The sequence below is a fragment of the Oceanobacillus locisalsi genome (assembly GCF_042675985.1).
In the GTDB taxonomy this organism is placed as follows: domain Bacteria; phylum Bacillota; class Bacilli; order Bacillales; family Amphibacillaceae; genus Oceanobacillus; species Oceanobacillus locisalsi.
Genome location: NZ_JBHTKK010000029.1, coordinates 13,615 through 36,728 on the forward strand (window position 1 = coordinate 13,615; position 23,114 = coordinate 36,728).

Annotated in this window: 20 protein-coding genes; 4 read left to right on the top strand and 16 right to left on the bottom strand. The window is 40.9% G+C overall.

Going from position 1 to position 23,114, the window contains the following annotated elements:
- Nucleotides 1–108: 108 nt before the first annotated feature.
- The 5 genes from ACFQ19_RS17675 to ACFQ19_RS17695 form a co-directional block, all read right to left on the bottom strand.
- On the bottom strand, nucleotides 109–780 hold the full coding sequence (locus tag ACFQ19_RS17675; RefSeq protein WP_379593999.1) for a spermine/spermidine synthase domain-containing protein: 672 nt from the start codon (nucleotides 778–780) through the stop codon (nucleotides 109–111).
- A 208-nt stretch (nucleotides 781–988) separates the two neighbouring features.
- Nucleotides 989–1,468, bottom strand: a complete 480-nt coding sequence (locus ACFQ19_RS17680; protein WP_379594000.1) for a PaaI family thioesterase — start codon at nucleotides 1,466–1,468, stop codon at nucleotides 989–991.
- A 170-nt stretch (nucleotides 1,469–1,638) separates the two neighbouring features.
- Nucleotides 1,639–2,043 (bottom strand): hypothetical protein, encoded by a 405-nt coding sequence (locus ACFQ19_RS17685; protein ID WP_379594001.1) that lies wholly within the window; start codon nucleotides 2,041–2,043, stop codon nucleotides 1,639–1,641.
- Nucleotides 2,044–2,045: 2 nt separating this feature from the next.
- Entirely contained in the window at nucleotides 2,046–3,350 is a 1,305-nt protein-coding gene (locus ACFQ19_RS17690) for a Y-family DNA polymerase (protein WP_379594002.1), read from the bottom strand.
- 183 nt (nucleotides 3,351–3,533) lie between these two features.
- Entirely contained in the window at nucleotides 3,534–5,081 is a 1,548-nt protein-coding gene (locus ACFQ19_RS17695) for a multicopper oxidase family protein (protein ID WP_379594003.1), read from the bottom strand.
- Nucleotides 5,082–5,394: 313 nt separating this feature from the next.
- Between ACFQ19_RS17695 and ACFQ19_RS17700 the strand changes: the two genes are divergently transcribed.
- Both ACFQ19_RS17700 and ACFQ19_RS17705 read left to right on the top strand, forming a co-directional pair.
- Nucleotides 5,395–6,171, top strand: coding sequence for a hypothetical protein (locus ACFQ19_RS17700; RefSeq protein ID WP_379594004.1), 777 nt, complete (start codon nucleotides 5,395–5,397; stop codon nucleotides 6,169–6,171).
- Nucleotides 6,168–7,040 (top strand): DUF3307 domain-containing protein, encoded by an 873-nt coding sequence (locus ACFQ19_RS17705; RefSeq protein ID WP_379594005.1) that lies wholly within the window; start codon nucleotides 6,168–6,170, stop codon nucleotides 7,038–7,040. Before ACFQ19_RS17700 ends, ACFQ19_RS17705 begins: the two co-directional genes overlap by 4 nt.
- A 108-nt stretch (nucleotides 7,041–7,148) precedes the next feature.
- Here the strand turns inward: ACFQ19_RS17705 and ACFQ19_RS17710 are convergent, their stop codons facing one another.
- The 3 genes from ACFQ19_RS17710 to ACFQ19_RS17720 form a co-directional block, all read right to left on the bottom strand.
- On the bottom strand, nucleotides 7,149–8,087 hold the full coding sequence (locus ACFQ19_RS17710) for an NADP-dependent oxidoreductase (RefSeq protein ID WP_379594006.1): 939 nt from the start codon (nucleotides 8,085–8,087) through the stop codon (nucleotides 7,149–7,151).
- Nucleotides 8,088–8,303: 216 nt separating this feature from the next.
- The gene (locus ACFQ19_RS17715; RefSeq protein WP_379594007.1) at nucleotides 8,304–10,346 is read right to left on the bottom strand and encodes a catalase; all 2,043 of its coding nucleotides are present in this window, start codon (nucleotides 10,344–10,346) and stop codon (nucleotides 8,304–8,306) included.
- 147 nt (nucleotides 10,347–10,493) lie between these two features.
- Nucleotides 10,494–10,973: a metal-dependent hydrolase gene (locus tag ACFQ19_RS17720; protein ID WP_379594008.1), complete on the bottom strand. Its 480-nt coding sequence runs from the start codon at nucleotides 10,971–10,973 to the stop codon at nucleotides 10,494–10,496.
- Nucleotides 10,974–11,278: 305 nt separating this feature from the next.
- Between ACFQ19_RS17720 and ACFQ19_RS17725 the strand changes: the two genes are divergently transcribed.
- Complete coding sequence (locus ACFQ19_RS17725; protein ID WP_379594027.1) at nucleotides 11,279–12,511, top strand: aminopeptidase; 1,233 nt, start codon at nucleotides 11,279–11,281, stop codon at nucleotides 12,509–12,511.
- A 361-nt stretch (nucleotides 12,512–12,872) separates the two neighbouring features.
- On the opposite strand, the gene ACFQ19_RS17730 is transcribed toward ACFQ19_RS17725, so the two are convergent.
- The 4 genes from ACFQ19_RS17730 to ACFQ19_RS17745 form a co-directional block, all read right to left on the bottom strand.
- Nucleotides 12,873–13,985 (bottom strand): DUF418 domain-containing protein, encoded by a 1,113-nt coding sequence (locus ACFQ19_RS17730; RefSeq protein ID WP_379594009.1) that lies wholly within the window; start codon nucleotides 13,983–13,985, stop codon nucleotides 12,873–12,875.
- Nucleotides 13,986–14,043: 58 nt separating this feature from the next.
- A complete protein-coding gene (locus tag ACFQ19_RS17735; RefSeq protein ID WP_379594010.1) occupies nucleotides 14,044–15,732 on the bottom strand; it encodes a gamma-glutamyltransferase in 1,689 nt (562 codons plus the stop codon).
- Nucleotides 15,733–15,832: 100 nt separating this feature from the next.
- The gene (locus tag ACFQ19_RS17740) at nucleotides 15,833–16,858 is read right to left on the bottom strand and encodes a WD40/YVTN/BNR-like repeat-containing protein (protein ID WP_379594011.1); all 1,026 of its coding nucleotides are present in this window, start codon (nucleotides 16,856–16,858) and stop codon (nucleotides 15,833–15,835) included.
- A 587-nt stretch (nucleotides 16,859–17,445) separates the two neighbouring features.
- Entirely contained in the window at nucleotides 17,446–18,633 is a 1,188-nt protein-coding gene (locus ACFQ19_RS17745; protein WP_379594028.1) for a CynX/NimT family MFS transporter, read from the bottom strand.
- 467 nt (nucleotides 18,634–19,100) lie between these two features.
- Here ACFQ19_RS17745 and ACFQ19_RS17750 point away from each other — a divergent pair, with 467 nt between their 5' ends.
- Nucleotides 19,101–20,393, top strand: a complete 1,293-nt coding sequence (locus ACFQ19_RS17750; RefSeq protein ID WP_379594012.1) for an N-acetylmuramoyl-L-alanine amidase — start codon at nucleotides 19,101–19,103, stop codon at nucleotides 20,391–20,393.
- 67 nt (nucleotides 20,394–20,460) lie between these two features.
- Here ACFQ19_RS17750 and ACFQ19_RS17755 read toward each other — a convergent pair whose 3' ends face one another.
- The 4 genes from ACFQ19_RS17755 to ACFQ19_RS17770 form a co-directional block, all read right to left on the bottom strand.
- Nucleotides 20,461–21,225, bottom strand: coding sequence for a TatD family hydrolase (locus tag ACFQ19_RS17755; protein WP_379594013.1), 765 nt, complete (start codon nucleotides 21,223–21,225; stop codon nucleotides 20,461–20,463).
- A 20-nt stretch (nucleotides 21,226–21,245) separates the two neighbouring features.
- Nucleotides 21,246–22,196 carry a threo-3-hydroxy-L-aspartate ammonia-lyase gene (locus ACFQ19_RS17760; protein WP_379594014.1) on the bottom strand — a complete coding sequence of 317 codons (951 nt, stop codon included), beginning with the start codon at nucleotides 22,194–22,196 and terminating at the stop codon, nucleotides 21,246–21,248.
- A 185-nt stretch (nucleotides 22,197–22,381) separates the two neighbouring features.
- Entirely contained in the window at nucleotides 22,382–22,570 is a 189-nt protein-coding gene (locus tag ACFQ19_RS17765; protein WP_379594015.1) for a BshB3 potential contributor to bacillithiol synthesis, read from the bottom strand.
- Between the two features lie 62 nt (nucleotides 22,571–22,632).
- Nucleotides 22,633–23,085: a YfmQ family protein gene (locus ACFQ19_RS17770; protein ID WP_379594016.1), complete on the bottom strand. Its 453-nt coding sequence runs from the start codon at nucleotides 23,083–23,085 to the stop codon at nucleotides 22,633–22,635.
- Nucleotides 23,086–23,114: the final 29 nt, after the last annotated feature.

Consider the following 23,114-nt stretch of genomic DNA (forward strand, 5'->3'; position numbering starts at 1 on the left):
AATACGCAGCGCTGTTACTGCAGTTTAATTTCTATGCAGCAGGGATATCCCTTCATTGTATAATAAATCAAATACAGCGGTTTACCTCTTGCTCATGCATGATGATAGTTAAAGTACAGATGAAAAAGGAGCTTTTGCGAGATAGATATAGTCAGCTTCTCCTCTTTCCTGAGGTACTGGAATTGTTTGTACTTCTTGAAAATATTCTTTGAGTTTTTCAGCAAAAGCTTGGGAGGAAGCAGCGCTCCAAAAAGCTAATACACCATTGAAAGATAATAAGCCTGCCAATACATGCAAAGTCCTCCTTTGATATAAACTTGTATTGGAATCCGTCACTGTCCAGTCTGGTCCATTATCAATATCTAAGCATATCACATCGAACTCTTCTTCAGTTGTTTCTATCCACTCTAAAAAATCAGCCTGTATGATTTTTGTTCTGGTATCTTCTAATGCATGATGGGAAAAAGCGGCAAGATATGTGCGATTCCATGTGATAATGGCTTCTTCTATTTCGATAACAGTTGCTTGCATGATTTGTTCGTGACGCAATGCCTCAGCTAAAGAGAACCCTGCGCCTAAACCTCCAATAAGTACATTGCTGGCCCCTGTTGTATTTTGTAAAGCTGCACTTACCAGCCGTCTCTCAGATTCTCCGTTATAGGTTGCCATCAGAAACGTACCATTGCTGATAATTTCATAGTGACTGCCGCGTTGTTGCAGTTGTATATCCCCTCGGGGTGTACGCACACGTTGTATTATATTCCGTGTTTGGTCATACATCACATACACATCCTTATGCGTTTTACCAAGTTATTACATTTGCTGCACATTATTTCATTGGATATTTGTACTTAACATATTCAAATATAGCGCTCCATTGTTTAATGCAATAAATATAAAACGATTTTCTATACACCGTATCATCTGTTCCAGCCAAAATAAAGCGTGTATCCACCTTTTAATCCGTTCCAAGTTGCTAGAAAAACAGTCATTTTACAAATGTATCAGGCATAACGACAAGAACGACCTCTCCACGAGCACAAAGAACATCATTTGCTGTTATTTCTGTATGCACTTTCCATCTTTTAGGATGAATTTCTTCTACCGTCCCAACTGCTTTTAGCGGAACATCTTGTGGTGTCGGTTTAAGAAAATCCATTTGAAGGCTCGCAGTCACAAACCGGGGCGGCACAGATCCATCGCCAATCTCATTTCCGTTCTTTCGATGTAAAGCAAGTGCGGCAGATCCTGACCCATGACAGTCCATTAACGAGGCTATCAATCCGCCATAGATAAAGCCTGGAATTCCCATGTACTTTGATTCAGGCGTGAAAATCGTGACCGTTTTATCCCCTTGCCACCCGGTTCGGAGGTGATGACCCTCTTTATTTAATCGGCCGCATCCATAACACCAGGCAAAATCATCCGGATATATATCTTGTATTGCTTTTTCTATTCTTTCTTCCATCATACACCCTCCTTATATAATCTCAATAACACGTGATACGTGCTGATGTTTCCCTTTAAATATTATAGAAGTTCTTCCTCATATACAACAATTTTCTGACATTTAGGGTGCTAAGGAACTTTATCACTCGCCGTCCAAGGCTCTGCAGCAGCTTGTTCTTATCAAGTTTATTAGTATCTTTTATCGTGCCAATCAAGGGCGTTCATAAACGTCGCATTTCTTATTTCCTCCATCGTACAACTTGTTACACGCCCATCCTTTAAAAATAGATGAATCTGATTTTCCGCATAACCGGACACTTTACACTTTAAGTCTTTATAGTAGTTTCCATTCCTGATTACATTTGCCTGAATCAAAACTGGAGTATCCGTTGCATAAGCTTGATACAACACTTTTGCGATAGCTTCCTCTGTCATTTCTTCTTTCGCTTTCACTTCGGTCAGCTGATTGTCTGTTTCTTCTTTTTTAAGCGCTTCTGAATGGTCGCTTAACATCATCCCTAGCCATTTAACAATCCCTCTGTCCTTATATCCAAACTGTTCAGGCGTAACATGGGTAATTGATACTTTTTCCATTTTTATTCTTCCTTTCCAGAACGATGACCGCCCAGCAATTGCGCACGATATCTCGCCATCCCGCTGTTAAGTAAACTGGAAGCATGCAGCAGGGATGTATAACCGTATTTTCTTCTTACAAAATCAATCGCCCTGTCCAGATTTTCATTTTCTATCGTCTCTTCTGCCGGTTCGAACAAATTCAACTGCAACGATTGTTTTATCTGCAGCTTTCCAAACGTGACATTCACAACTCTTACCGGCATATTTTCTTGATAATATTTATGAAAGATAAGGAGCAGGTATCCTTTCAATTTTTTGGATGAATCCGTGGCCTCAATCTTCATCTGATGGTTAAAACCGCTTTGTGCCACTTCCTTGGAATAACCGATAGTAAGTTTGACGACACCAGTCATGAGATGATGTTTCCTTAATCTCGCTACATTTTCATCTGTCATCTCTCTGATTACTATCTCCACATCATGCTTCACCACATAATCTCTGTTCAATATTTGATTTCTGCTGAAGGATGTACTTTGCGGCCGGTACGTATCCGATAATATTGTCCGATCTATCCCGTGTGCATGGAAATAAAGCTGTTCTCCAATCACACCGAATCTTTCTTTTAATTTACCAATACTGTATTGTGCTAAATCATACATATTCCGGATGCCTATCCGATTTAAACTGGCTTCTGTCTTCTGTCCTATCCCCCAAAAATCAATTAAAGGTTCTATCTTCCATAATTTATGTGGAACGTCCTCATAACGCCATCCGCCAATAAATCCTTGTTGTTCATCGTATTTTGCCTGATGATCGAGCGCTAATTTAGCCAAAAGCGGGTTATCTCCTATTCCCACGGTCATCACTAAACCTAATTCTTTCCATACATCCTGCTGAATTTGCTTTGCTATATCATGCGTACTGCCAAAAAGTTTATGTGATTTTGTTACATCGAGGAACGATTCGTCAATGGAATAAACAAGTAAATCCTCTTCCGCTACATAACGCTTGAAAATACGTAATATCTCCATATTCTTTTGTAAATACACTGCCATACGGGGCTCCACAATGTCTATATTTGCTTTCTTCGGGATTTCATAAATCCTTGTTCCTGTTTTAACACCATATTCTTTTTTTATTAGGGGGGATGCAGCGAGCACCAAACCTCCCTGATTATCCGGCTTGGATACAACTGCAATCCGGGATGTTAAAGGATGCTGTTTCCGTTCCGCTGCTTCCACGCTTGCGAAAAAAGATTTGGCATCGATACACATAATATCTCGACGCGGTTCCTTCGAATAATCCATCATGATAATATTTTTCATCATATTCTCTCCCAATGCGAATAGGTGTTTGTATTTTTATTATACGAACGTATATTCCTATAGTCAACATAAACCCTGTTTTATAAGCGTGTTAATATATGGAAAGCTGAAAAAATAAAGTAACACAAGACAAAAAAGAGCTCAGGTTACATGACGTAACGCAAACTCTTTATTCGGTATATATTAATGTTTTTCTTCTTTCTCATCATCTACTACCATATAAGGACGCATCATATCATAATCTTCATGCTCTAAAATATGACAATGCCAAACAAACTCTCCACTATATGGTGCAAATTTGGCCATCACTCGGGTCATGGTTGCAGCAGGTACTTCGATGGTATCTTTCCAGCCGCGCTGATTTGCCGCTGGCGCAATTGGCGGTCCTGTAAATATAATTTTTCCATCTTTATTATATTGCTCCAGATCAAATGACTGATGTTCCAATACTTGAAATTGAACAAGATGAAGGTGCATAGGATGTGAAAAGTTGGTTGTATTTGTAAAAGCCCACACCTCTGTTGTCCCCAGGCGCGGATTTTCTGTAATTGGATCATGCCAGTGTTTATTGTTGAGAAGTAATAAAGGACGGTCAAATTCATCAGCAGACCCAACTAATTTTAAATAGCGAATCCCGGCAATATGATTTTGCTTTAATGACGGAATAACGGATAAAGCTGCAGGCAAAAAACTTTGGTCTTTCTTTTTTAAAGATTTAGTAACATGAAATTGCATAATATCTCCGGTGTTATCGTTTGGATCCGCGTCTGGACCTAAATCATTTTTTAATACGATAGACTGACCGGCTGCTTTTGAAAAATCAATAATGACATCGACCCGTTCTGCCGGCAGGAAACCAATTGTCTTCATTTCGACTGGGTGTCGAAGTAATCCGCCATCGGAACCGATTTGTTGAAAGGCTATATTAGCGTCCAGCTGTAATTGATAAGATCTGGTGTTCGAAGCATTCAACATCCGGAAACGATATTTTCTTGGTTCGACTTCCAAGTAAGGCCATGCTTTCCCATTAACCAATATCGTATCCCCATTAAACGCTGGAAGAATAGAAGGATCTGGTAAATTTTCAGCTGCATCATCAGGCTGCGATGGATAAAATAAGGAACCATCTGCGTTAAAACTGCGGTCTGTTATCATAAGCGGAATCTCATAATCCCCCGCTGGTAAATTCAATGATCTCTCCTGTTCGTCGCGAAGAATGTACATCCCTGCAAGTCCTGCATATACATTCAACCGCGTAATCCCCATCGCGTGATCATGATACCAAAGCAGACTTCCACGCTGATGGTTCGGATACGTAAAGGTTTTTCTGGAGAAGAAATGACCGGTTTCCTGAAAGTTATTTGTATACCATGCTTCTGGATGTCCATCACTGTCGGGTTTCGTTTCGATACCGTGTAAATGTACCACAGTACGTACAGCAGGAAGCTGATCCAGACCATGAATCGAGACATCAACCGGAAGCAGATGCTTATTTGGCAATTGGTTAAGCCACGTCACATGCACGGCTTCATCACGATTTGCCTCAATGATCGGACCGGGAAACTGTCCATTATATCCCCATAAAGTGGTTGCTGGTAAATCACGGTGCAGCTTGTGCTTAAATTGCTTCATCGCGATTTCATAGTGAATCCCATCCTTTGCTTTTTGATCAGGCTTTAGAATCTGTATGTTTGGAAGTGGATCCACAAATTTTTCTAGCTTATGACGCATTCGTATTCACCCCCATTTCTTTATAGTAGTAAATGTAACCAGAAGCAAAAAAGTGCAAAGCTAATATACATGGATACGAAAGGAGTTGAGGTGAATATAAAAATATATCATTCATGAAGAAATGGTTTCAATAAATTTTATATGATTTATTCGGTGTTCGACATTCCGTGTTGTGCTTTTGTATGTTTTTAAATTATATTAGACTATACGATCTAACTTCTATGAAGTTTGACTATTTCATCTAACTTTTGTTATATTTGATGATATCATCAAACTTATCGCTGTAGTGGATAAGGAAGGAGCTGTTTTATGCATGTCAAATGAAGTTTCCATGTTCATTATGGATATAAGTAATTCGTCGAAAGAACATATCGGAAAAGCATTAAGTGATTACTTGGAGCAATTAAAAGAAAGCATTACTGCGTGGACGGAAAATACAGCTGCAACACAAATCAGCCACCGCGCCGGGGATGAGTTGGTACTTGTGAGCAACGGCTATGCAACAGCATACACAATTGCTTTTTATATCAACCGCATTTGGAAATTCACCGATCATCTACCTTATTTCGGTCTATCATTCGGTACGATCCAAGAAGATGTAAGGGACATAAATATAGAAACGTGGATTCATCCATTGATGAAACAAGCAAGAAACGCCAATGATCATCTAAAAAAACAATCGGACAGATGGCTGTTTCGTTTTGCGTTGCCTACCTTATCGAAGGAACAAGATTTTACGATTTATAGCGAGCAGTTTGAAACATTAATCAATACAAGTTTAATGCTGAAGCAGGAACAAATTAACGAACAAACCGAAATACAGTCTCTTGTCTGTTCTTTATACTTCATACTCGGCCAGCAAAAAAAGGTGAGCCAATATCTTGATAGAACAACAGCTACCATATCCCATCATATGAAACAGGGTAAAACACAAGTCATCCTGCATACTTTTTATAATATTGTGAAGGTGTTGGATTCATTAGGTATGCATGATAAACAGCGTCTAACGGATGAGCTGCAAACAAACATGAGACAACAGATTATCAAATATTTACCTGATTATTTCCCGAAAGAAAGGAGATTATCATGACAATACTATTGCTCCTGCTGGCACATTTGATTGCTGATTTTTGGCTGCAATCAGACCAGATGGTACAACATAAAATGAAATATTTGAAAAAACACATGCTTCACCATCTGCCGACAACCGGTATCGCACTCGCTATTATTTGGGGCTATCAATATGCATTTCAACATGTCATTTCCTATCTTATTTTACCTTTAGCTTTTATTATCATCACGCATCTTTTGATTGATTTATTAAAAATAAAATTTGTAGATTCTCTTCCCAAAAACCCGACGGATAATATGAAAAAGCTTGGATATTTTCTGGCAGACCAAGTCTTACACATTATGATAATACTCCTGACCTGTATTCTTTTCTTTCGTATGACAACTGCAGAGATGACAGCGAGTCTTTTAAACTTGCATGGTACAAGCAGTTTAAGTCTATTCAACACGGTGTTATTTATTATTATCATTTACATTCTAGCGACCAGTGTCAGCGGTCATATTGTAAAATTTATCATCGGCTCCCTGCCATCCGAATTTGCCAATTTTGAAGGCGAACTGACGTTGAAGCATCAAATAGCTGCCGGGAATGAAAAAATACGGCCGGAGATAGACAAGCATTTTTCGGAGGAGTATCACTATTTCACTTACTCCGCCCCGCTTCGTTCACGCGGCAAACTTATCGGTTATCTGGAAAGGTTGCTGGTGATTTTATTAACAGCAGTTGGTGCCTATCCGTCCATTGCTTTTATTATTGCCGCCAAGTCGATTGCGCGTTTTAAACAATTGGATGATAGAAACTGGGCAGAATATTTCTTATTAGGTACACTATCTTCTATTTTTCTGGGGTTAGTGCTTGGCCTTATTGTACAGGGAGTTCTTACGTAACCGTTAAGAAATGCGTCATTAAATAAACTTCTTTCCTTTAACAAAAATCAGGCTGCCAAATACTCCTTCGGCAGCCTGAAACATCTTATACCTTGCGTATCATCGTACTTATTTGATTTGAATCACAATTTTTCCTTTCGCATGATGGGTTTCACTTAAACGATGCGCTTCTTTTAAGCCATTCTCTGTGAGCGGGAAAGTATGTCCAATATACGATTTTAATTTCCCGTCTTCCATCAGCTTCCCTAATTCAGCCAGTTCTTTTCCGTCGGGCTCAAGCCATAAGGAATCTGCTTTAATTCCTTTTTGTTTTGCTAATTTTTCATCTGGCTGTCCTGCGATGGAAACCAGTCGCCCGCCTTCCTTTAATACCTGGAAGCTTTTATTCAAGATTTCGCCGCCTAACGTATCCACGACAATATCATAATCTTGAAGGACATCTTCAAAGTCTTCTTCTTTATAATTAATGAACTGATCGACGCCTAATTCTTTTAAAAATGCCTCATTTTTCCCGCTGGCAGTCGAAGCTACATAAGTACCGAAGCTTTTAGCAATCTGAACGGCCATGCTGCCGACACCGCCAGAACCGGCATGAATTAACACTTTATCGTCTTGTTTAATTTCAGAAAAATTGACAAGACACTGCCAGGCCGTAAGACCCGCTAACGGGACAGCAGCTGCTTCTTCAAAGCTGATATTTTCTGGTTTCATCGCTAGCAGTTCTTCATCTACCGCTGTATACGCAGCATATGTGCCATTTGGTGTGAGATCCGGTCTAGCAAATACCTCATCTCCCACTTGAAAGGTGGTCACATTTTTACCGATTTGTTTAATGACTCCTGCTGCGTCCCATCCTAAAATAATTGGAAATTCAAAAGGCAGGCCTTCCTGCAGGTAACCTTCGCGCAATTTCCAGTCAATTGGATTAATGGACGTAGCGTGCATTTCTACTAATACCTGATTATCTTTTATTTCCGGAATTGGAATATCATCTTTTTCCTTTAGCTGATCTGCATCGCCGTATTGATCGATAATAATTGCTTTCATGGTCAAAACCTCCAGGAGAATGTTTTTCTGTTGCATTGTCCATATTATCAAACGGATTTCGCTTAAACAATCAACTCAAACGTGCTTGATAAGCTCTTAGATAGATTTGGTAAATCATGCATTGCATATCTCAATAAAGCTCTAAAGAAAAGCATCAAATTACGCGCTGTTACCGTAATTTGATGCTTTCTTCCTTCTTCACTAAACATATTTACCTTACATATTATAAAGGTAACTCGGACGTTCCCAAAAACGCTGCTTCGCCATGGCATCGATAAATTTTTGTCCAAATTGCGAATCCATATCCATAACTACTCCAGGCTGTCCATCAATTCCCATTTCCTGCAGTAAATGAGCACTCTCTTCTCTAGCACCTATCGGCTTAAAATGGTTGTACATATTCATGATAAACGTATGAGCTTGATGATGAAAATAGTCATCCACCCCGGTTCCGCCAACAAGATATACGCCTTCATAGCTCAATGGAGAACCAGTAAGAAAGCTTTGATCTACCTGATATGTTACGCCGTCGCTTCCGCTTACCTCACCAAGTTTATTGCTGACAATAACCGGGTGCATGCCTGCCTTCTTCCATTGCTGAAGCAGATCATCCACTTCCTTCCCAGGAAAACCTTCTGCTAGAAAAACAGCGACTTTCAGTGTATTCGCGACAAAATTTGTATTCATCAGGCTTATTGCCGGTGATGATTTCGTAGCCGTGGATTCTTCAACATCCGGTACGGTAACGCCGACATTTTTAGCTACAGCCTCTGCCAGCTCTGTGCTGACCCTTGCTAAGCGGTTCACCATCTGCTGACGCACAGCAACAACCAGGCATCTTCCCAGCTCAAAACTGTACGCTCCAATAATATGCTCTCGCTCTACTGGTGTCATGCTATTCCAGAAAATCCTTGCCTGGGTATAGTGATCTTTAAAAGAATCCGCTGTTTTACGCTGTTTCAACCCTTCCACGGTAGAAGGATAGGTAACGAATCCACCCTTATCCGGTGGAACCTCTGAGGGTGTATTTTCCGCCAATAAGTTTTTATGATAAGAAACTTTTCCACGGTCAATCACATGACGTGAGTTCCCATCCCGCTGATTGTTAAATACCGGGCAAACCGGCTTGTTGATAGGCAGCTGCTGGTAATTGGCTCCAATTCGTGCTTGCTGAGTATCTGTATACGAAAATAAACGTCCCTGCAGCAGCGGGTCATTGGAATAATCAATTCCCCGAACAATATTTCCAGGATGAAACGCACTTTGCTCCGTTTCTGAAAAGGCGTTATCAACTGTTTTGTTTAACGTTATCTTCCCCATCTTTTGAAGCGGCACTTCCTCTTCCGGCCAGAATTTTGTCGGATCTAAAATATCGAAATCAAACATAAACTCCTGGTCTTCCCGAATAATCTGTACAGCAAGCTCATATTCCACATGATTTCCCATCTTGATATTCGTCCAGAGATCTCTGCGATGAAAATCGGCGTCTTCGCCAAGCTTTTGTGCCTCATCCCAAATCAATGGATGAACACCGAGTACAGGCTTGATATGAAACTTTACGAAATGCGCAACCCCCTCTTTGTTTACAAAACGATAGGTGTGAACGCCAAAACCTTCCATGGTACGATAATTCTTTGGAATGGCCCGGTCAGACATAATCCACATCGCCATATGGGTTGTTTCCGGGTTGCTGCCCATGAAATCCCAAAACGTATCATGTGCTGTCTGACCTTGAGGGTATTCATTATCAGGTTCCGGTTTGACCGAGTGAATCAAATCAGGGAATTTAATCGCATCTTGAATGAAGAAAATTGGGAAATTGATAGCGACAATATCAAAATTTCCATCATCTGTGTAAAACTTAATAGAAAAACCACGTACATCGCGCACCGTTTCATTACAGCCTCTTGAACCGATTACTTGTGAAAAACGCACAAATAATGGCGTCTTCTTGGAGGGGTCCTGTAAGAAATCCGCCATTGTGACGTCACTCATAGATTGATACAGTTCGAATTCTCCATAAGCGCCATAACCTCGTGCATGCACAACCCGCTCTGGTATTCTCTCCCTATCAAAATGCGCCAGCTTTTCTCTGGCAAGAAAATCTTCAATCAAAGTCGGACCGCGGTCGCCGGCAGTCAGTGAATTCTCATCATCTACAATCTTCTTTCCTTCATTCGAAATCATCTCTTGATTATAGGTATCCCTGATATAGGATTCCAGCTGCTGTTCCTTTTTGTTTTTTTCATATTCACTCATACAGATTCATCTCCTAACAATGGTAATGTTATTTATTTTTAGCAAAGAAATGAAAAGTATTCATGAAGATATTATTTCTGTATGGTTGTCATTCGAATTTTCATGATAGTCACTTTACCTGCTGCAAAGTTTACCAACAATAGCAAACTAGAAAAGTGCAAGTATATCGTTGGCATAATAAAGTGTAACGACAGTTAATGCCAACAAAACAATTCCTTCCGCTTTCCCGCCAGTCGTTGCAGCAAATGGAAAGCGAATCGTTATTTTAGCAGGATACAGCAACTTAATTCCTTGTTTAGTGAAAGCATCTAAAATGAAATGGGTAACCATGCCTGCTAAAATTCCCATGATAATGGACGAATTACTGACGAACTTAGATAAAATAAACGCCATCAGCGCTAAGAATAATAAACTATGTGTAAAGGTCCGATGCCCAAAGAGGGCATTGACTATTTTCGAAACCACTGGGAATCTCCGACCGATTTTGCTGCCGCTATGACAAATATCCGGAAGCAATCCGCCCGCTGCACCTGCTGCAATAAACCATTCGGGCTGATACGTATCCGTAACTGCAGCGATAGCCGTCGTTGCTGTGATACCAGCCATGATATGTGTTTTTCCTGTCATGCTCTTTTTCTCCTTTATTGTCAATCAACATGCAATTATCATAACACGCTTCTCACAAAAAGAACATACGTTTCTTTGAAATTATTTCCTTTTATTCAAAATGAAGCAAACAATCATCATCTGTTGCTCTTCACCTTTATAATCCATCGGCTCACCAAATGTATTAATATCTAAAAATCAAGCGGGAAGAATGACAGATTTTACGTTCAGCATCAATCAATATTTAACTCCTCTTTTGTGATTCGGAAATGATTGTGCTACGATGAAAACGTATATCAATTTACGAGGAGGCTCTATACATGACTTTGGAAAATTTTGATGAATACCTGCAAAAATATGCTGAATTAATCGTTTCTGCTGGTGTGAATGTACAAAAAGACCACACTGTTGTTTTATCAATTGATGTTGATCAAGCTCCTTTAGCCCGTCAGATAACAAAAGCTGCTTACGAAAAAGGCGCTAAACGCGTTATTGTTAAATGGGGAGACGATAAAGTTTCCAGACTTGGATTTGAACATCAATCAACAGATACATTAACGGATATTCCGGAATACCGCATAGAAGAAATGAATTATATCATTGAAGAAGGCGCCACCCGTATCAATGTTGTGTCAAACGACCCCGATGCGTTAAAAGGATTAGACAGTGAAAAAATCGCAGCAGCACAAAAAGCAGCTGGAGAAGCTTTTAAACCAATGGCTCAAGCCACCCAATCCAATAAAATTTCCTGGATTGTAGCAGCTGCAGCCAGCCCGGAATGGGCAGCGAAAGTCTTTCCGGATTTAGATTCTGCAGAAGAACAGACCGATGCATTATGGGATGCGATTTTCAAAGCGATTCATTTATATGATGAAGATGCCATTCGTACTTGGGAAGAAAAAGATAAAACCCTGGAAACGAAAGCTGAATCTTTGAATAAAGAACAATTTACAGCACTGCATTACACTGCACCGGGGACGGACTTAACAGTCGGCCTGCCGAAAAACCACCGCTGGGAAGGTGCAGGAAGTTTTAATGCTCGCGGGGAACGTTTTATCGCGAATATGCCGACAGAAGAAGTATTTACTGCTCCGGATGCTAACCGGGTTGACGGTGTTGTCGTTTCCACAAAACCGTTAAGTTATGCCGGTTCGGTCATTGAAGGGATGAAGTTCCATTTTGAAAATGGGAAAGTAACCAAAGTGACTGCTGAGAAAGGGGAAGAAGTGATTCAGAAATTAATCGAACAGGACGAAGGCGCTTCCCACTTAGGCGAAGTTGCTTTAGTACCGGATGCGTCCCCTATTTCTCAATCAGGCCTGACTTTCTTCAATACATTATTTGATGAAAATGCTTCAAATCACTTAGCACTGGGTTCTGCTTATGCGTTCAATTTAGAAGGCGGAACAGAAATGACGGAAGAAGAATTACAAGAAGCAGGTCTGAATCGTTCTACCACACATGTCGACTTTATGATCGGATCAGATCAGATGGATATTGATGGCATTAAAGAAGATGGCAGCCGTGTCCCTGTTTTCCGAAAAGGTGCTTGGACTTAATTTGCTCATTCATCAATAGTCAGTAAAAAATCCAACTATAAGTTTAGTTGGATTTTTACTTATGACATGTTTAAAAAGAAGGTTGGATAATCCATGAAATCATTCCATATAAGATAAATTATGCTATAAATGCATTGAATTATTCATGTATTGCAAATTTTCATTTTTTAAGAGGATGTTCAAAAAGTCCAATAAAAATGACGCGGCGAATTTCTGCGTTGACTAGCAAATTCCAATACTCACGTATTATAAAACATACGCTCCGTTTGGAATTTGCTAGTCGCCTTGAACTTCTTGGTCCTATTTATCGGACTTTTTGAACACACACTTATAGTATCTTTAAGGATTTTTTAAACGCCCTTTATTCCTCCTTCCTCTTTATTGAAACCATTTCCCCATAAGTCCCTATTCTCCAAAGCCATTCAAACGGCCCGTAGGAGAATACTTTCAACCAAAGGTGACTGAAAAGCATTTGCGCGGCGAATACAATCACACCAATAACAAGAGCGAACGCATAGCTTGGTTCCTCCCAAATCCCTAAGTTGATAAAAATTGTTCGTCCGCTGAATTGAAACAGAAGAACAAACACGAGAGACTGCAAAAGATAATTCGTAAACGCCATCTTCCCTACAGAAGTGAACGGTACAAGCAGTTTAGAGATATTCGTCTTACTCGTACCTAAAAGGACAATGGACAAAATCATGCCAATCGTCACCATAAAGGGATAAAAGTTTTCCAACGGATGTAACGCAACGCTATCATAGAGGCTTGCTTTTCCTGCCAAACCAATCACCAGAAAAAGAACGGCTAATAAGCTCATAGCTTTTCTCCGCTTTTCGATTATTGCAAACAATCCTCTGCGATATGCATACATACCAAACAGGAAAAAACCGATATGTGCGGCCATAGAAGAAAATTCAATGATAAGATATTCTGTTCCTGTCGGCGGTTCTTTTGAATCAGGCAACAGCCCTTTTAAGCCATCTTCAAGAGACAAATTATAAGACGAGAAGTAGCTGATGAAATCCGTCCCGACTGCATATCCAATCCAAAAAAGGAAAGCAGTAATAGCTAGTCCGGTTGTCGACCAATTCATAAACAGCAGAAGGACAAATCCTGCCATTCCATACATGAGCAGAATATCTCCCGACCAAATAGCAAAACCGTGCACAGCACCGACGAAGGCCAGCAAAAATAGCCGTCTGAATAATACTGGATAAGGGTTGATTTCCTTCGTTTTCAGGCGATTATACAATAACATGAGACTCAGGCCCAACATGAATGCAAACAATGGCCGGGTGCTGTCCGTTAATATAATCTCTTCCAAACTTCTTAATATTTCATTGAACGGAGACAAATTTTCCGTATCAACGGAAGACAGACCTGGGACATTGGCTAAAAAGATTCCAAATAAAGCAACGCCCCGCATTTGGTCTAAAATCGCAATTCTTTGATGTTGGTTGTTCTGCTTCATTAACGTTAACTCCTTAATAAGCTACCAAAGTAAACTTTTAGAATACTAGATACCTTCCTTATTCCCGTGTTTCTATACGCCAATCAGCTTCTCGCCGGGAATCGGCCGCTCCGGAGATGGAATCATTGTCCCGATCAATCATCAGGGCTTGAATAGAGCCAAAATAAAGCGGGGTCGGAGCTTCACGAATCTCATCATAACCGATATCAAGCAATGCATCTCTCACATTTGGTTCCGGCACATTTTCCATCACAAGAGCGTTATCCGTCAAATGGAAACGGTCCGCTTCAATAACTTCCTCCAAATCGGATTCTTCTTGAACCCAGTCAGAAATTACCTGCGTAAGCATGATCGGAATACGCTCGCCTCCTGGACTGCCAACTCCTAAAACCGGTCCCTCATCATCCGCAACAATCATCGGGGATGACCAGGTGACAGAGCGCCGTCCAGGTTCTGGTGTGTTCTGATCGGTTTGCCCAATGTCAAACCGATCCATCTGATTGTTCAAAAAGAAGCCGTCTGTATATTCACTGGAACCAAAGAAATTTGTCAGTGTATTTGTCATAGAAACGACTGCACCATCATCATCAATTACAGTGATATGTGTTGTGTTAGGGTCCGAATCGCCATAAGTTCGATTCTCATCCTCTGGCAACACACTGTCACTGGAGATTTCTTCTGCTAAAGCAGCATTTTGTTCCCGGTCAACGATAGAATCGACTGGAACATCCACAAACGAAGGATCGCCAAAATCCGCGTCGACAAATTGTTGGGCAATTCGCCAAGACATCGCAATATCATGCACAAATGGCGTACTATTCCGTTCTTCTTCTAATGTTCCTCTTTCTTCCATGATTTGCAGCATTTGAATGACACTGGCACCAGGAAGCGGAGGAGGAGCACCAGTCACTTCATATCCGGCAAATTCTCCGGTTACCGGATCATGCCGGCCGACATCGAAGTCCGCAAGAGAATCCATGTCAAGTCCTTCAACAGCTGTTAAAGCCTCTCCAGTATCTCCTTCATAAAAGGAAGTTCCTTCACTATCCCGGATATCGCGCAATGTCTCTGCCAATGCCGGCTGCTCTAAAGTGGCGCCAGCCTCAATCGCTGTGCCCCCAGGATAGAAATGCTCCAGCTGCTCAACCGGCAGACGGTCCTGAGCAGATTGAAGCTGCTGTGCTAACGTTTCAGACACTTCCGCACTTTCTGCTAATTCAATTGCCGGGTCAATCACTGTCTGCCAGTCAGCTTCTCCGTAATCGTCATGTAATTCCTTTGTACCGGCAACAAAACCAGGAACACCAATACCTGATGCAGGCACACCATCTTCAGGAACGACTTCCCGGTAATCATATGCCTCGGGGTCCTGACCTTGTTCTTGAACCAGTGTTACCCCGCCGCCGCCAACTCCTGAAGCAAACGGTTCGACAACCGAAATGGCATATGCAGATGCAATAGCAGCGTCCACAGCATTACCTCCATTTTCTAAAACAGTCATTCCTGCTTCAACAGCATCTGGGTGCCCTGCGCTGACACCGTAAGCTTCTGGCACATCCGGTTCAGGTTCTGTTTCTTCTTCATCGTTTGGAGGGGGTGCCGTCTCCTGTTCATCTTCCGTTGGGTCAGGTTCCGATTCCTGGCCGTCCTCTTGCTCTGAGACACATCCGCCAAGTGCAAGCACTACCGTTGCCGTAACAGTAAAAATGAAGCCAGCATGACGCTTATTACGCCTCTTTATTTGCATGTATTCAACTCCTTCCATAAACCCATGCCGTGTTCGACATATCATTCACTTCTACTCTTGCAGGAAACAATGAAATTGTTATTATATAAATTATCGTGTTTTAATCTAGCGAAGCAACCATTACGAATCCATGGATTCTTTTTGTTTTCAAATAATCCGGCCAATCCGCCAAGGCGCTTTCCCAAGTTTTCCCTGCATCATCAGAAAGGTAAAAGCCGCGATTATTCACAGCGTAAAAAAAGCCGGCTTTCGATGGATGTGAAGTTAAAGCAAAGACAGAAGATCCTTCCGCAGCAGGCAAACCATGCTCTACAGACGACCAGGAATCCCCATTTTCACGTCGTACTACAATCGTCCTTGCACGCGCTGGGTCATACGCTTCATAAGGACCCTGCGCTGCAGCTGCCACCATTGTATCTGCATTCCCTGCATCTACAGCAATATGAACCAAATAGTTATAAGATCCAAGCCCTTGATTAACTGTCTTCCATGTATTTCCACTATCAAAACTTTCCGCATAACCGCCGCCAGCAGCTTCATATATCCGCCCTGTAACACGGGGATGCATCGTTAAAGCATGACAATCATATTGGGAATCCGGTTTCCGATCTTCCCAGCTCGCTCCTTTATCTTCACTCTTCATGACGCCGCCAAGTTCAATGCCAACAAATATACGGTTTTCTTCATGCCTGTCAGGTTCAATCCAACGTACATGATGCGTATATGGACGAGGCGGAAAACTCCAAGAAGATTTGGAAGGTAAATCTAGTAACGCCGGACAATCACTCCAAGTTTCCCCTCCGTCTTCTGAACGAAATAACCCGCTCGGTTCTGTACCCGCCCAGACAACATGATATCCATTTTTCACCTCTGTCGGACTGACTGCAACGCTCATTACTCTGTTATGTGTTATTCCTGAACCAGCGGGCATCCATGTTTTCCCGCTATCATTACTGATCCATAAACCTTCGTTAAAAGTTCCTCCATACAGACGCCCTTTCCGGCTAGGATCTGCTGCAAGACATAAAAACGGTGCCGGTGTCGGCCGTTCTTCCATTACCCATCCCTGTTCTTCTTTTTTTATTTCATAAACAGAACTTCCTGCTGAAAAATAGAAAACATCCATATCGCTCACCACCTTGGTATATTTTGAATCTGACAGAACAATCCATATTCTAAAAAAACGAGATGCAAAAATCTATTATAGAGGATGTTCAAAAAGTCCAATAAAAATGACGCGGCGAATTTCTGCGTTGACTAGCAAATTCCAATACTCACGTATTATAAAACATACGCTCCGTTTGGAATTTGCTAGTCGCCTTGAACTTCTTGGTCCTATTTATCGGACTTTTTGAACACACACTTATAGTTAGCTTTATTCACCAGAAATATAACTCGTAAACATCAAAGTTATCTTTTAATCTCCTTCTTTATCATTCGATTTATCGCCAGGGTATCATAAGTCCTTCTACAATCAAAAACTTCTTATCAAAAAATGAAGTAATGATGTTTTCAATCAAAATATATTCGTTGCCTTTTTCACATCGAATTCCTTTCCTTTATAAAAAAAGACCCTACAAAACAGAACGGATAAGTCCTTTCATCCGTGTGTATTTTATAGGGTTCAGTCGAATATCTTCCTATGAAATTAGAATAAGTACATAGCGTATCTCAAAAAACAACTCTCAACTTGGTCAAGACAAAATCAGATATTTACACATATTTATTTCTGCCAGCACCCAATCCTGCCAGTGTCATCAATAAACAAACCGTTACAATAGCAATCAGAGACGCATTCCATGCTTGCGTTATATCAAACAGCAGCCCTATAAATAACGGTCCGACTGCGGCAAAAATATAACCGATGGATTGTGCCATCCCGGACAGGGAACTTGCTTGCTCGGCATTTCGTGCACGCATTCCCAGCATCGCAAGTGACAAGCTGATAGCGCCCCCGAAAGTAACACCAAGCAGTGTTACCCAGACAAAAATGAGCGGCAGCGGTCCTCCGATTAAAAGACCGGCAAATCCAATCGTTGCGCCACCGCCAATTCCTAATACAATACCCTGCTGATTGGAGAACTTTTCTGCCAGCACCGGCGCCAAAAAGGTAGATGGCAAGCCGATAAACTGCACATAGGCTACCAGCCATCCAGCTGCTGATACGGAAAAACCAAAACTCTGCATGATCTCTGGCAGCCACGATACGATGACATAAAATATAAATGATTGCAGCCCCATAAACAAAGTAACCTGCCAAGCCAGCGGAGACTTCCATAAATTTCCGTCATTATAAGACCGGTCGCTTAACGCCACTTGTTCTTCTTTTGAATTAGAATCTTGTCTAAGAACAAAGATCCAAACAATGATTCCAACCACAGTCAGCACAGCCCAGGATAATAAAGCTAACTCCCAGCCCAAGCCTGCATTTTTGGCAAGCGGGACAGACAGCCCGGAAGCTGTAGCTGCGAATATGGCCATCGATGTTGAATACACACTGGTCATCTGCCCTACTTTATGCGGGAATTTTTCTTTTATTACTGCTGGTAACAACACATTCATTATTGCAATACCAACACCAATAATAGCTGTTCCGATAAACAAAGTCGGTGTATAAGGAATAGAACGGATGCCAATTCCGACGAACAGCAGCACCAGCCCCAACAGAACAGCTTGGTCATTCCCCAGCCGCCGTCCAAATTTCGGAGCAAGTGGTGAAACAACAGCAAATGCAATCAGCGGCAAACTGGTAATGGTCCCTGCACTCCAATTTTCCAGACCAATCTGATCTCGTATGGTCCCTAACAGCGGCCCGACAGAAGTAATCGCCGGTCTCAGATTAAAACCGATAACCATGATGGCAAACAAATATAGCATTCTTTTATTCGAAGATGCTTCCATAACGCCGCTGTTTCTTGCTCTCACTCTTTTTTTCTCCATCTACACACCTTCTTTTTATCTTCTTTTCGATTTCCAAAATTTTTAATAATACAATATATGTTATGGGAAGGTGCGGAACGTTGTCAAGACGCTAATAATTTCAACGAAGGAATATATCATATAATTTTACATCATTTTAATGTAGAAATTTATACCACTTCCTAACTAATTTCTCCAAACCGTTCGTATGTATCCTCCCACTTAATGTATTTCATTCATCAATCGTTTACTATCTGCCTTCTATGGTATCAAAATTGATCGTATTTCTTCTAGTCTATCATATTCTTTCCATTTTAAAATATAGAATCCAGTGAAATTATTACAAATTATCTGAAACTCTCACTCTTTTCTTTCAAAAAATGTATATCTATGAAACTTCTTGGACAACCTGTCAATATAACAAACTATTCATTGGAGGTATTTCCAATATGAAGTACAATATTATGATAGGCATTGCTTTTCTAGTTTGCTTATTCATTTTTTTACCAACTGTTCATGCAGATGACGGGAAAATGTATCAAGTTGATGCAGAGACAATAGAATTAATGGATGCTCCTTCAAAAGAAGCAACTATTCTCGGTGAGTTAAAACAAGATTATAAGGTTACTATTTTTGAAGAATCTAATGGCTGGGGAAAGACATTTTATAATGGAGAGCAGGCCTGGGTCGCATTATATCAACTTTCCGCAGCAGATAATCTAGAGACAGAACCAGAAAACGAACAAACAGATACAGAAGAACAACACATGGAAACGGCGGCCGCTACAGAAACAAATATAGCATCTGCGAAATCCGCAGACAATGGCGAATTATACCGTGTTCAAGCTCCGGCTGTTAATGTACGTCAAGCACCTGACAAAAATGCAGCTGTTGTTACACAGATGCTTCATGGGGAAAAAATTACTATTTTTGAAGAGTCGTATGGCTGGGGAAAAACATATTATCAAAATGAAGAAGTATGGATTGCTTTATATTTGCTTGATAAAGAGGAAGAAAACGAATCAGCTGGAAACGGCGAAGTATCCGAAGAAATGAAAACAACAGATTCGCCGGAAACAGAAGAAGAAATCAATAAAGAAGCACCAGAAGATAGTACCGAGCAAAAAGACGATGAAACAGAAAACGAAGATACTGAACCCCAAGCAGACGAACAAGAAGTACAAGCGGAACAAAATTCTGAAAACCCGTTTGCTGGTCGTTATTTTGTGATTGATCCGGGTCATGGCGGGAAAGACCCTGGCGCAATAGGTTCAGAAGTCTATGAAAAAACACTAGCACTAAGCACAGCAAAAAAATTAAGTGAACAATTACGTCAACTGGGGGCTTCTGTTACATTTACCAGAGAAGATGATACGTATCTTTCTTTGGAGGAACGTACTAACATTAGTAATACAACTAACCCGGATGCATTTATCAGTTTACATTATAATTCGTCGGAAGACCAAGCCGCACACGGTGTGGAAACCTTTTATAAGAATGAAAGTGAAAGCCGGGAACTTGCACAATCCATACAGACGTCGCTGATGAATCATGTCGATCTCCATGACCGCGGGGCGAAACAGGCAGGTTTTCAAGTGTTGCAAGAGAATCATCAAACTGCTGTCTTAATTGAGCTTGGTTTCATCAGCAATGCAGACGAACAGCAAGTGATTCAAACAGATGATTATCAGCAAAATGCGACAAACGGTATTGTTGCTGGTTTGGATGCGTATTTTAATTAAAAACTCCTGGTAAGGCAAAAATGTGATTCTATTACACTTTTGCCTTATTAACCTTTCCTCAGCACGATTAAAACCGTTCCAACCGGTAAAAATGATACGTATTGTCTGTCACCTGTTGTCGAACGGCATCAAAAGACAGCTGTTTGATTTCAGCTATTTTCTTCATAACATCCATAATCATATCCGGACGGGTCATCTGATTTTGAAAAGGGCCTTGAAACTGCCATGGTCCATCTGTTTCTGCCATCATAAGTTCTAATGGATATTGTTGAATGACAGACACTGTCTCTTCTTTATACCAGCAATCCGGCGTTACAGAAATCATATACTGATTATTTATCATACGTTTCACCGTTGCCTGATCTCCTTTAAACCAATGGAAATGCGCCCGTTTTATCTGATATTTTTCAAGCATATCGCAAGCAACAGAGGCGTCTTCATAAACAGCGTGTAAAACAATCGGTAAATCGTACTTCTTTGCAGCTTGCATAAATCGTTCCAATAGTGCACGATAAGGTGCATCATCAAGAGATGGGTCTTTACGTTTTGTATAATAAGGAAGCCCCACTTCCCCGATGGCTGCAATATGTTGAAACCTTTGTTCAATCGCCTGCAAGATTTGATTGATTTCTTGTACAGTTGGCAAGGCCTGTTCCGGATGCCAGCCAAAAGCAGGATAAACAAACGGGTATTTCTGTGCCAATTGCCATACCTTTTGGCAGCTGTCAAAATCACTCGCAACGGCTATCATGCCGTCTATTTTGCGTGTACGAATGATCTGTTGTAACTCATCCGGCTGATACCAATCCAAATGAATATGTGCATCGATCATCAAGCGCACCTCCTGCCTCCTTAGTCCATGATATCTTTAAATAAATCACTGGCTTTCCTGACGTCCACATTTCCGCCGCTTAATACAACACCAACTTTTTTTCCTTTAGCAGAAAGCTGTCGATATGCCGCTAAAGCAACCGCACCGGATGGTTCAACTACCACCTTTAATCGTGTCCAAAGAAAATACATGGCGCTCTTGATTTCTTCCTCCGACACAGTTATAAAATCATCTACATGCTCCATAATCAGCGGAAAAGTAATTTTTCCTAATGATGGTGTGTTTAAACCATCAGCAATGGAATGAGGCGTTTTCAACGTTTGCAATGTACCCGTCTTAAATGACTTCGCTGCATCATCTGATAACGCAGGCTCCGCTCCTATCACTTTACATTCAGGCAACAGATGTTTTGCAGCAACTGCACATCCGCTTATCAAACCGCCACCCCCGCAAGGAACCAACAGGTAATCAAGCTCCCCGGTTTCTTCTATTAACTCTTTGGCTACAGTACCTTGTCCCGCTATAATGGATATCGCATCGAAAGGAGGGATTAACGTATAATCAAATGTATGGATTAAATCTTGCGCAATTTCCTCCCGCGATTCCGTCTTGCGATTATATCTTATGATCGTCGCCCCATAATCTTGCACAGCATCTGTTTTAACTCGCGGCGCATCCTCAGGCATGACCACTGTCGCCGGAATATCTAGTAGTTTACAAGTTAAAGCCGTAGCCATCGCATGATTCCCGGATGAATAGGCGATGACTCCCTTCCTTCTGGCTTCTTGCGAAAGAGAGCTGATAGTATGATAGGCTCCACGGAATTTAAAAGCCCCCATGCGCTGGAAATTTTCGCACTTAAGAAACATATGATTTCCGGTTCGCTCGTTTAAAAGTGTGGATGTAAGGACCGGCGTTTTGTGTGCAATCCCATCTAAACGATGTGCTGCTTCTACAATTTTTTCATACATGTTGATTTCTCCCTTTTACATTGATGATAACGCATTCTGTCTGAAAAATCACTTTTTTAATTTGCATGTATGGCGAAAACACCCTGCGATTCAACGATTCTGATATAGCACTAAATGATGCTTTGAAACAGATAAAACACGGGGTTCCCGTGTTTTATGCATTCCTGTTATGATGATTGTTTCTTTTAAACGAAAATCCAAATAAGAACGGAAAGTAAAATAATTGCTGGCAAGCCGAGGAAATAAATATAAGAAAGACTTGAAAAACTTTTCTTTCGTTCATAATTATCATCTAACTTTTTGGTAACAAGCAAGGTTCCGGCTAGCGCCAGCACACACACGATAATAACCAGTATAATAAGGGTATTCACCATGATCCATCTCTCCTCCTCCGCTTCCATTGCATGAAATAATAATCACCGCAGCATGACTGCGGTCAGGCATTATCAAGCAGCCTGTTATCTGACGAAGTTATTTTCTGTATATAATCTGCATCCAGCGTATAAGAAACCATTTTTTTCTTCCATTGTTTCACGACATCCACATGGTTTTCATAAGCAAAAACATGATATGTGATTTTCTTATTTTTTTTATTATAATAAATGATATACGGCATGCTGCCCGTTTCCGGTTGAAGATAGGATGCTTCCTTGCCTGGAAAAATATGATTCTTGTATAAAAATTGAGCTTCATTAAAAGAATCTATCACATTTCTTTTTTTACCCCCTTCCAGGTATTCTTCGTCATAGGTTATTGTACTGTTTTCTGCTTCCAGTTTGGGATGCAGTTCAAATTTATTTAAAACCCACCCTACCAAAGCGCTTGGCGGACTGGTTAAAAATTTTAGTATAATCCCTGCTATCGTAATTAATATAAATGTCCAAGTCATGACAAATTTCATCTCCTGCTTCCATTTCC

What these genes read in the sequence shown, in the direction of transcription:
- ACFQ19_RS17675 (WP_379593999.1), bottom strand. Translation starts at nt 780, where the DNA reads ATGTATGACCAAACACGGAATATAATACAACGTGTGCGTACACCCCGA.
- ACFQ19_RS17680 (WP_379594000.1), bottom strand. Translation starts at nt 1,468, where the DNA reads ATGGAAGAAAGAATAGAAAAAGCAATACAAGATATATATCCGGATGAT.
- ACFQ19_RS17685 (WP_379594001.1), bottom strand. Translation starts at nt 2,043, where the DNA reads ATGGAAAAAGTATCAATTACCCATGTTACGCCTGAACAGTTTGGATAT.
- ACFQ19_RS17690 (WP_379594002.1), bottom strand. Translation starts at nt 3,350, where the DNA reads ATGAAAAATATTATCATGATGGATTATTCGAAGGAACCGCGTCGAGAT.
- ACFQ19_RS17695 (WP_379594003.1), bottom strand. Translation starts at nt 5,081, where the DNA reads ATGCGTCATAAGCTAGAAAAATTTGTGGATCCACTTCCAAACATACAG.
- ACFQ19_RS17700 (WP_379594004.1), top strand. Translation starts at nt 5,395, where the DNA reads ATGTCAAATGAAGTTTCCATGTTCATTATGGATATAAGTAATTCGTCG.
- ACFQ19_RS17705 (WP_379594005.1), top strand. Translation starts at nt 6,168, where the DNA reads ATGACAATACTATTGCTCCTGCTGGCACATTTGATTGCTGATTTTTGG.
- ACFQ19_RS17710 (WP_379594006.1), bottom strand. Translation starts at nt 8,087, where the DNA reads ATGAAAGCAATTATTATCGATCAATACGGCGATGCAGATCAGCTAAAG.
- ACFQ19_RS17715 (WP_379594007.1), bottom strand. Translation starts at nt 10,346, where the DNA reads ATGAGTGAATATGAAAAAAACAAAAAGGAACAGCAGCTGGAATCCTAT.
- ACFQ19_RS17720 (WP_379594008.1), bottom strand. Translation starts at nt 10,973, where the DNA reads ATGACAGGAAAAACACATATCATGGCTGGTATCACAGCAACGACGGCT.
- ACFQ19_RS17730 (WP_379594009.1), bottom strand. Translation starts at nt 13,985, where the DNA reads ATGAAGCAGAACAACCAACATCAAAGAATTGCGATTTTAGACCAAATG.
- ACFQ19_RS17735 (WP_379594010.1), bottom strand. Translation starts at nt 15,732, where the DNA reads ATGCAAATAAAGAGGCGTAATAAGCGTCATGCTGGCTTCATTTTTACT.
- ACFQ19_RS17740 (WP_379594011.1), bottom strand. Translation starts at nt 16,858, where the DNA reads ATGGATGTTTTCTATTTTTCAGCAGGAAGTTCTGTTTATGAAATAAAA.
- ACFQ19_RS17745 (WP_379594028.1), bottom strand. Translation starts at nt 18,633, where the DNA reads ATGGAAGCATCTTCGAATAAAAGAATGCTATATTTGTTTGCCATCATG.
- ACFQ19_RS17750 (WP_379594012.1), top strand. Translation starts at nt 19,101, where the DNA reads ATGAAGTACAATATTATGATAGGCATTGCTTTTCTAGTTTGCTTATTC.
- ACFQ19_RS17755 (WP_379594013.1), bottom strand. Translation starts at nt 21,225, where the DNA reads ATGATCGATGCACATATTCATTTGGATTGGTATCAGCCGGATGAGTTA.
- ACFQ19_RS17760 (WP_379594014.1), bottom strand. Translation starts at nt 22,196, where the DNA reads ATGTATGAAAAAATTGTAGAAGCAGCACATCGTTTAGATGGGATTGCA.
- ACFQ19_RS17765 (WP_379594015.1), bottom strand. Translation starts at nt 22,570, where the DNA reads ATGGTGAATACCCTTATTATACTGGTTATTATCGTGTGTGTGCTGGCG.
- ACFQ19_RS17770 (WP_379594016.1), bottom strand. Translation starts at nt 23,085, where the DNA reads ATGACTTGGACATTTATATTAATTACGATAGCAGGGATTATACTAAAA.